Below are 8,009 nucleotides of genomic sequence, written 5' to 3' on the forward strand. Positions count from 1 at the left end.
CCGTGCGGGGGCACCCCCCCCCCGGGCGGCCCCGGGGGGGCCGGGGCCCCCCCGCCCCGCCCCCCCCAGGGCTCCCGTTCCGGCCACCCAGGCCGGAACCGACGCAAGAACAGGAGGGGGGACAGGAATGCGCGTCACCCTGCTCACCGAGGGGACGTATCCGCACCAGCACGGCGGCGTGAGTGTCTGGTGCGACCAGCTCGTTCAAGGCATGCCGGACGTCGACTTCGACGTCATCGCCGTCACCGGGACCGGCCACGAAGCACTGGCCTGGGAGTTGCCCGCCAACGTACGGTCGGTCACGACCGCTCCGCTGTGGGGACCGGCCTCCGAGGCCGGGCCGCCCCGCGGCAAGGAGATGCGGCGCTTCCTCAACGCGTACGAGCGCTTCCTGCACTCCATCCTCGACCCGGTCTACACCACGCACTTCGGCACCGAGCTGTACGGCTTCGCCGACCTCGCCCGGCGCGGGCTGCTCAGCCCCGCGCTGCGCAGCGAGAGAGCGCTCCGCACCCTCCAGCACGTGTGGACGCGGGACTACCTGCCCACCGCCGTCTCCCGGCCCACCCTGCACGACGCGCTGAACGCGACCGACCTGCTGGAGCACGCCCTGCGGCCGCTCTCGGTCGAGCCGCCGAAGGACGGCGTCGCGCACGCGGCCAGCGGCGGCCTCGCCACCCTGCCCGGGCTGATCGCCGCCCAGCAGTACGGCGTACCGTTTCTGCTCACCGAGCACGGCATCTACCTGCGCGAGCGCTACCTCGGCTACCGCACCGGACCGTACCGCTGGCCGGTCAAGGCCCTCCTGCTCGGCTTCTACCGGATGCTCGCCGAGGAGAGCTACCGGGTGGCCGCGCTGGTCACCCCCGGCAACCGGTACAACCGGCGCTGGGAGGAACGCGGCGGCACCCCGTCCGCGCACATCCGCACCGTCTACAACGGAGTGGACCCGGCGGCCTTCCCGCCGGCCGGGCCCGAACCCGAGACCCCGACCCTCAGCTGGGCCGGCCGGGTCGACCCGATCAAGGACCTGGAAACGCTGATCCGGGCCTTCGCCATCGTCCACCGAGAGATCCCCGAGGCGCGGCTGCGGCTCTTCGGGGGCACCCCCAAGGGCGGCGAGGCGTACCGGGACGGCTGCATAGCCCTGGCCGCCGAACTCGGCGTGGCCGAGTCGGTGGCCTTCGAGGGCCGCGTCGCCGACATCACCGACGCGTACGCGGCGGGCAACGTGGTCATGCTCTCCAGCATCAGCGAGGGCTTCCCGTTCACCCTGATCGAGGCGATGTCCTGCGGCCGCGCGACCGTGTCCACCGACGTGGGCGGCGTCCGCGAGGCCGTCGGCGACACCGGCCTGGTCGTCCCGCCGCGCGAGCCCGAACCGATGGCGGCCGCCGCGATCGAGCTGCTGCGCGACGCCGAACGGCGCGCCCGGCTCGGCGAGGGGGCCCGGCTGCGGGTGATCGAGCAGTTCACCCTCCGCCAGAACATCGACGGCTTCCGCGGCATCTACACCGAACTCCTGGGCACCTCCCGCTGGATGCCCGGCGGCATGGTGGCCGTCACCGACCAGGTCCCCAGCCCCGACTGGGACCAGCAGCTCGCCGCCGCCCGGCCCGAACCGAGCGAGGTGGGCGCATGAGTGCGCGTAGCAAGCGAATGATCGAGAGGTGCGCGTTCCGCGAAGCGGCCGCCGAGCGCAGCGAGGTGGGCGCATGAGCGGTCCCCTGCGTCTCGTTCCCGACGAGGGCGGCGCCGAGCGGACGATGCAGCTGCGCACGCTGCCGCTGAAGCTCCGCCGTCCCGCCGCGCCGGAGCCGGAGCCCGGGCCCGAGGAGCAGCTCGGTCTCTCCGCGGACCCGCTGGACGAGCTCGCCGAGCGCCTGCAGGACATCTGCGCCGACGCCGTCCACCCGTACGAGATCGCGGCCTTCCTGGAGTCCGACGGCCTGTCGGACGAGCAGGCGGCCCTGCTGTACGGCCGGCCCGACGCGTTCACCGTCGCCGAGGAGCTGTTCGAGAAGGTCCAGCGCCGCTACCCCGGCCCGAGTTCGGAGTTCGCCAATCCCTGGCGGGCCGACCCCTGGCGCTGCGTGGTGCGGGGACTGGTGTTCGCCCTGCCCGGCCTGGGCTACCTGCTCGGTGCCAACCTGTTCGCGACGGCCCGGATGCGGTTCGGCCTGCCCTCGGGCATGCTCGCGCTGTCCATCGCCACACTGGTCAGCTGGGGCTTCAACCAGGCCCTGGCGCACCGCGCGTACCGCTGGCTGGGCCGGCTCCGCCGCCGCGAGGCAGCGGTCTGCCTGGCCGTCGGCGCCCCGCTCGGCGCGCTGATCGCGGCCGCCGCCGCGTACGTGGTGGGCGGGCCGCTCGGGGCGCTGTGCTTCGCCGCCGGGCAGTCCTGCTACCTGGCGGCGGCCACCGTGCTGCTGGTGCTCGGGCGGGAGAAGTTCCTGCTGCTGTCGCTGGCGCCGGCGTCGGTCGGTGCGGGCGTGGTGCTGGCTGCGGACGTCCCGCAGGTGGTCCGCACGGTCGTGCTGCTCACCTCGGTGCTGCTGGCGGTCGGACTCTCCGTCCGGGAGCTGCTGGCCTGCGTCCGCGGTGGCGAGCGCGAGTCCGTCGAACTGAAGCTGCCGCTGCGCCAGGAGGTCCCGCACCTGCTGTTCGGCCTGGCCTGCGGCGCGCTCACGCTGATCGCCGGCCTGGGCACGACCATCCACCAGGCGGTGCGGACCGGCGGCCACGCCCTCCAGGGGACGCCGACCACGCCGACCGGACCGGCCATGATCGCGCTGACGCTCAGTCTCGGCCTCGCCGAGTGGCTGCTGTTCCGCTACCGGGCGATGGCGGTGGCCGCGCTGCGCACCAGCCACACCACCGGGCAGTTCACCCGCCGCACCGGCGGGATCCTGCTCGGCTGCCTGTTCATCTACCTCACCACCGTGGCCGCGCTGGACGCCGCCGCGACCGTGCTGTGGCCGGGCGCCCCGACGCTCGGCGTGCCGCAGCTCGGCGCGATGCTGCTCCTGGGCGGCTCGCTCTGGCTGGCGCTGCTGCTGAACGCCTTCGGGTTCAGCTGGAGCACCGCCCTCATCTGTCTGGCCGCCGCAGGTGCCGAGAGCACCGGGCTGCTGACCGGTGCGGACCCGATCGTCCTGCAGCTCATCGGCTGCGGGGCGGCCGCCGTCGTCCTCACCGCCATCGCCGGGCCCGTGCTCGGCCGCACCACCCAGCACCGCTGAACCACCCGCACCACGCCGGAACCACGTCGGCACCCTCTCCGCACCACTTCGAATATCCCGCACGCCCACTTCGCGTGCACCGCCGTACCCGTTCCACCCGAGTCACCAACCGAACCGGCGGCGGCCGACCACCACAGAGCGTCCGGCCGCCCCGACAGATCGAGAAAGCGATTTCCGCATGAGCAGCGTCGCGGTTACCGGAGCCGAGGGCTTCATCGGCTCACACCTCGTCGAGACCCTGGTCGCCGACGGGCACCACGTCCGCGCGATGGTCCAGTACAACTCCTTCTCCTCCTTCGGGTGGCTGGAGACCCTGTCCGAGGAGGTGCTGGACTCGGTCGAGATCGTCCTCGGCGACGTCCGCGACCCGGGCTCGGTCAACGGCCTGGTCAAGGGCACCGAGGCGGTCTACCACCTGGCCGCCCTGATCGCGATCCCGTACTCCTACCGCGCCCCCCACTCGTACGTGGACACCAACGTCACCGGCACCCTGAACGTGCTGGAGGCGGTGCGCCACCTGGAGATCCCCCGTCTGGTGCACACCTCCACCAGCGAGACCTACGGGACGGCGCAGACCGTGCCGATCACCGAGGACCACCCGATCAACACCCAGTCCCCGTACGCCGCCTCCAAGGCCGGCGGGGACCGGCTGGCCGACAGCTACCACGCCAGCTTCGAGACCCCGGTCGTCACCCTGCGCCCGTTCAACACCTTCGGGCCGCGCCAGTCGATGCGCGCCGTCATCCCGACCGTGATCGCCCAGGTCGCGGCCGGCCAGACCGAGATCACCCTCGGCGACCTGCGTCCGACCCGTGACTTCACGTTCGTCAAGGACACCGCGAACGCCTTCCGCACGGTGGGCACCGCGCCCGCCGAGTCGGTGGTCGGCCGGACCTTCAACGCCGGCACCGGCGGCGAGATCTCGGTCGGCGACCTGGTCACCCTGGTCGGCAAGCTGATGGGCGTCGACCTGGTGGTGAAGGAGGACGAGCAGCGCATCCGTCCGACCAACTCCGAGGTCATGCGCCTGGTCGCGGACGCCTCGCGGCTGCGCGCGGCCACCGGCTGGGCCCCGCAGTTCAGCCTGGAGCAGGGCCTGGAGCAGACCATCGAGTTCTTCCGCGACCCGGCCAACCTGGCCCGCTACAAGACCGACATCTACAACGTCTGACCGCCTTCGCGATCTTGCTCGTCCTGGTAACCAAGGTTCGTGTCCTGCACATCCTTTCCGTGGGGGAAACACCATGCATGCAGTGATCCTGGCCGGCGGCAAGGGCGTTCGTCTGCGCCCGTACACCACCGCGCTCCCCAAGCCGCTCGTTCCGATCGGCGACCAGCACGCGATCCTGGAGATCGTGATGCGCCAGCTCGCAGCCGCGGGCTTCCAGTCCGTCACCCTGGCCATCGGCCACCTCGGCCACATCATCCGCGCCTACGTCGGCAACGGCTCCCAGTGGGGCCTGCGGGTCGGCTACGCCGTCGAGGACAGCCCGCTCGGCACCATGGGCCCGCTGCTCACCATGCAGGACCGCCTGCCCGAGCACTTCCTGGTGATGAACGGCGACATCCTGACCGACCTGGACTTCGCCGGGGTGCTCAAGCACCACGAGTCGTCCGGTGCCCCGCTGACCATCGCCACCTACGCCCGCCAGGTCAAGATCGACTTCGGCGTGCTGACCAGCGACTCCGGCAGCATCACCGGCTTCCAGGAGAAGCCCAGCATCGACTACCGCGTCTCGATGGGCGTGTACGGCGTCTCGCGCTCGGCGCTCGCCAAGTACACCCCGGGCCTGCCGCTGGGCTTCGACGAGCTGGTGCTGGACCTGCTGGCCGCCAAGACCCCGCCGTCCGCGTACGAGTTCGGCGGCTACTGGCTCGACATCGGCCGGCCGGACGACTACGACCGGGCCAACGCCGAGTTCTCGACCATCCGCCCGGTCCTGATGCCCTTCGAGTCGGCCGTCGTCACGCCGAGCGTCGCGGAGCTGCCGGTCCCGGCCGCCCGCACCGCCCCGGACGACACCGCCGACGAGCCCGCCGCCGCGGGCGCCGAGAACGACGGACGGGCCGCGTGAGAATTCTGCTCCTCGGCGGCGACGGCTTCCTGGGCCGTCACGCCGCCGCCGTCCTGCGGTCGCTGCCCGGTGCCACCGTGCTGACCGCGGGCCGGCGGCCCGCCCACGACCTGCGGCTCGACCTGGCCACCGCCCAGGCCGGCCCGCTCGGTGAGGAACTGGCCGCGCTGGCCCCCGACGCGGTGGTCAACTTCGCCGGCGCGGTGGCCGGCAGCGCGGTCAAGCTCGCCGAGGTGAACGCGCGCGGCCCGGCGGTCCTCTGCGAGGCGCTGCAGCTCGGCGCCCCCAAAGCCCGTCTGGTGCACATCGGTTCGGCCGGCGAGTACGGCGTCTGCGCACAGGGCAGCTCGCTGTCCGAGGACGCCGACGCCCGCCCGGTCGGCGTGTACGGCGCGACCAAGCTGGCCGGCTCCCTCGCGGTGACCGGCTCGCCGCTGGACGCCGTGGTGCTGCGGGTGTTCAACCCGGTCGGCCCCGGCGCACCGGCGGGCTCGCTGCCCGGCCGGCTGGCCGCCGAGCTGCGCAGGGTGGCGCCCGAGGGCGCCGACGGCGTGGTGACGGTCGGCGACCTCTCCGCCTACCGCGACTTCGTCGACGCCCGCGACGTCGCCGAGGCCGTCGGTCTGGCGGTCGCGGCCGACCGTCCGCTCCCCCGGGTGCTCAACCTCGCCTCCGGGCGGGCCAAGCAGGTCCGGGCGATCGCCGACGGGCTGGTCGCCGCGGCCGGCTTCACCGGCCGGATCGACGAGAGCGGGGCGGGCTCCGAGCGCTCGGCCGCGGTCTCCTGGCAGCAGGCCGACGTGTCGGCCGCCGCCCGGGAGCTCGGCTGGCACCCGGAGACGGACCTCGCCGACACCCTGCGCGACCTGTGGCTCGGCTCCGCCGGGCCCACGCCGACCCCGGTGGTCGCATGACCACCGGGCACGTCCCCGACGGCCGCCTGCTGGTGCCGCTGTACGTCCACCCCGCGGTGGACCCGGCGGCCTGGCGGGCGGTCGCCGCCGCCGATCCCGACCGGATCGCCGCCGTCGTGCTCAACCTCGCCGACGGTCCGGGCGAGGTCCCGGACAACGTCTTCGCCGAGGCCGCCGACGAACTGCGCGCGGCCGGGCTGCCGCTGGTCGGGTACGCCGACACCGACTACGGCCGCAGGCCCCACGCGGCCGTGGTCGCAGACATCCTGACGTACCGCCAGCGGCACGGCATCACCGGCGTGTACCTCGACCAGGTGACGACCCATCCGGGCGCGCTGGCGCACTACCGGCGGCTGGCCACGGCGGCCCGCGCGGCCGGCTGCGGCACCGTGATCTTCGGTCACGGCGAGCACCCGGACCCGGGCTACGCCGAGGTGGGCCTGGCCGACCTGCTGGTCACCTTCGAGGGGGACTGGGACACCTACCGCGCGATGACACAACCGCTGTGGACCGGCCGGCACGCGGCCTCCCGCTTCTGCCACCTGGTCTACGACGTCCCGCCCGAGCACGCCCAGGACGCGAGCGCCCTGATCACCGCCCGGCGGGCCGGCGTCGGCTGCGCCGTGCCCGGCGCCGGGGACAATCCGTGGCGCACCCTGCCGTACGGTCTGACCGCCGCTGAACTGACCTGACCCGATCCGGAGTTCGACTACCGTGAACCGCCGCAACCGGCTCCTGCCGGCCGCTCTGGCCCTCGCCACCGCCACCGCCCTGCTGGCCACCTCGTGCAGCAGCTCCGGTTCCGATGACGGCGACGACTCGGCCGACGGCTCCCCCAGCACCCCGCCCGCGGCCACCGCCCCGGGCACGCCCGGCACCACCGACCCGGGCACCCCCGACGGCACGCCGCCCCCCACTCCGCCCGGCGACCCCACGAGCACGGCTCCGGGCACGCCGAGCGGCACCACTCCCCCGGGCACCACCCCGCCCGGCACCACCCCGCCGGGCACCACCGCCCCGCAGCCGACCGGCGCCCGCTGGCAGCCCACCCCGGGCCTGGCCTGGCAGTGGCAGCTCGGCGGCGGCCCCGTGGACCAGTCGGTGGACGTCCCGGTCTACGACATCGACGGCTTCGAGAACGACGCCTCGGTGGTGGCCGCGCTGCACGCCAAGGGCCGCAAGGTGATCTGCTACATCAACGCCGGTTCCTGGGAGGACTTCCGCCCCGACTCCGCCTCCTTCGCCAAGGCCCTGCAGGGTTCGGACACCGGCTGGAAGGGCGAGAAGTGGTTCGACATCCGCAAGCTCGACCAGCTGAAGCCGCTGATGGCCGCCCGCTTCGACATGTGCAAGGGCAAGGGCTTCGACGCCGTCGAGCCGGACACCATCGAGGCCTACAACCAGAACAGCGGATTCCCGCTGACCCCCGACGACCAGCTCAAGTACAACCGGATGCTGGCGCAGCTCGCGCACGAACGCGGCCTGGCCATCGGCCTGAAGAACGACCTGGACCAGATCACCGCACTGCTGCCGGACTTCGACTTCGCGGTCAACGAGGAGTGCTCGCAGTTCGACGAGTGCGACCGCGTCGCGCCGTTCGTCAAGGCGGGCAAGGCGGTCTTCCACGTCGAGTACAAGCTCGACACGGGTCAGTTCTGCGCCAAGGCCAAGTCGCTGGGCTTCAGTTCGATGCAGAAGAAGCTCGACCTGAACGCCTGGCGCAAGCCCTGTTGAGGTGTTCCACTCCTGTCGCGCGGGTGACCCGGACGAGGGTCACC

General features: G+C 73.1%; 6 protein-coding genes and 1 pseudogene. All 7 read left to right on the plus strand.

The features are described 5' to 3' along the window. Positions 1 to 127: 127 nt before the first annotated feature. The 7 genes and pseudogenes from pelF to ACFV0O_RS05775 all read left to right on the plus strand — a co-directional run bounded on the left by pelF (position 128) and on the right by ACFV0O_RS05775 (position 7,965). Positions 128 to 1,642, plus strand: coding sequence for a GT4 family glycosyltransferase PelF (gene pelF / locus ACFV0O_RS05745; RefSeq protein ID WP_380336844.1), 1,515 nt, complete (start codon positions 128 to 130; stop codon positions 1,640 to 1,642). 73 nt (positions 1,643 to 1,715) lie between these two features. Beyond that, positions 1,716 to 3,242, plus strand: a complete 1,527-nt coding sequence (locus ACFV0O_RS05750; RefSeq protein ID WP_380336846.1) for a hypothetical protein — start codon at positions 1,716 to 1,718, stop codon at positions 3,240 to 3,242. A gap of 178 nt (positions 3,243 to 3,420) precedes the next feature. Beyond that, positions 3,421 to 4,413 carry an SDR family NAD(P)-dependent oxidoreductase gene (locus ACFV0O_RS05755; RefSeq protein WP_360253781.1) on the plus strand — a complete coding sequence of 331 codons (993 nt, stop codon included), beginning with the start codon at positions 3,421 to 3,423 and terminating at the stop codon, positions 4,411 to 4,413. A 73-nt stretch (positions 4,414 to 4,486) separates the two neighbouring features. Beyond that, a pseudogene (locus ACFV0O_RS05760) lies at positions 4,487 to 5,188 on the plus strand (NDP-sugar synthase); the annotation flags it as partial. A 125-nt stretch (positions 5,189 to 5,313) separates the two neighbouring features. Further along, positions 5,314 to 6,231 carry an NAD-dependent epimerase/dehydratase family protein gene (locus ACFV0O_RS05765; RefSeq protein ID WP_380336848.1) on the plus strand — a complete coding sequence of 306 codons (918 nt, stop codon included), beginning with the start codon at positions 5,314 to 5,316 and terminating at the stop codon, positions 6,229 to 6,231. Further along, positions 6,228 to 6,923, plus strand: a complete 696-nt coding sequence (locus ACFV0O_RS05770) for a spherulation-specific family 4 protein (RefSeq protein WP_360253785.1) — start codon at positions 6,228 to 6,230, stop codon at positions 6,921 to 6,923. The genes ACFV0O_RS05765 and ACFV0O_RS05770 overlap by 4 nt, the downstream gene beginning before the upstream one ends. Before the next feature lie 22 nt (positions 6,924 to 6,945). After that, the gene (locus ACFV0O_RS05775; protein ID WP_380336851.1) at positions 6,946 to 7,965 is read left to right on the plus strand and encodes an endo alpha-1,4 polygalactosaminidase; all 1,020 of its coding nucleotides are present in this window, start codon (positions 6,946 to 6,948) and stop codon (positions 7,963 to 7,965) included. Positions 7,966 to 8,009: the final 44 nt, after the last annotated feature.

It is taken from the genome of Kitasatospora sp. NPDC059577, from assembly GCF_042735475.1.
Classification (GTDB): Bacteria; Actinomycetota; Actinomycetes; order Streptomycetales; family Streptomycetaceae; genus Kitasatospora.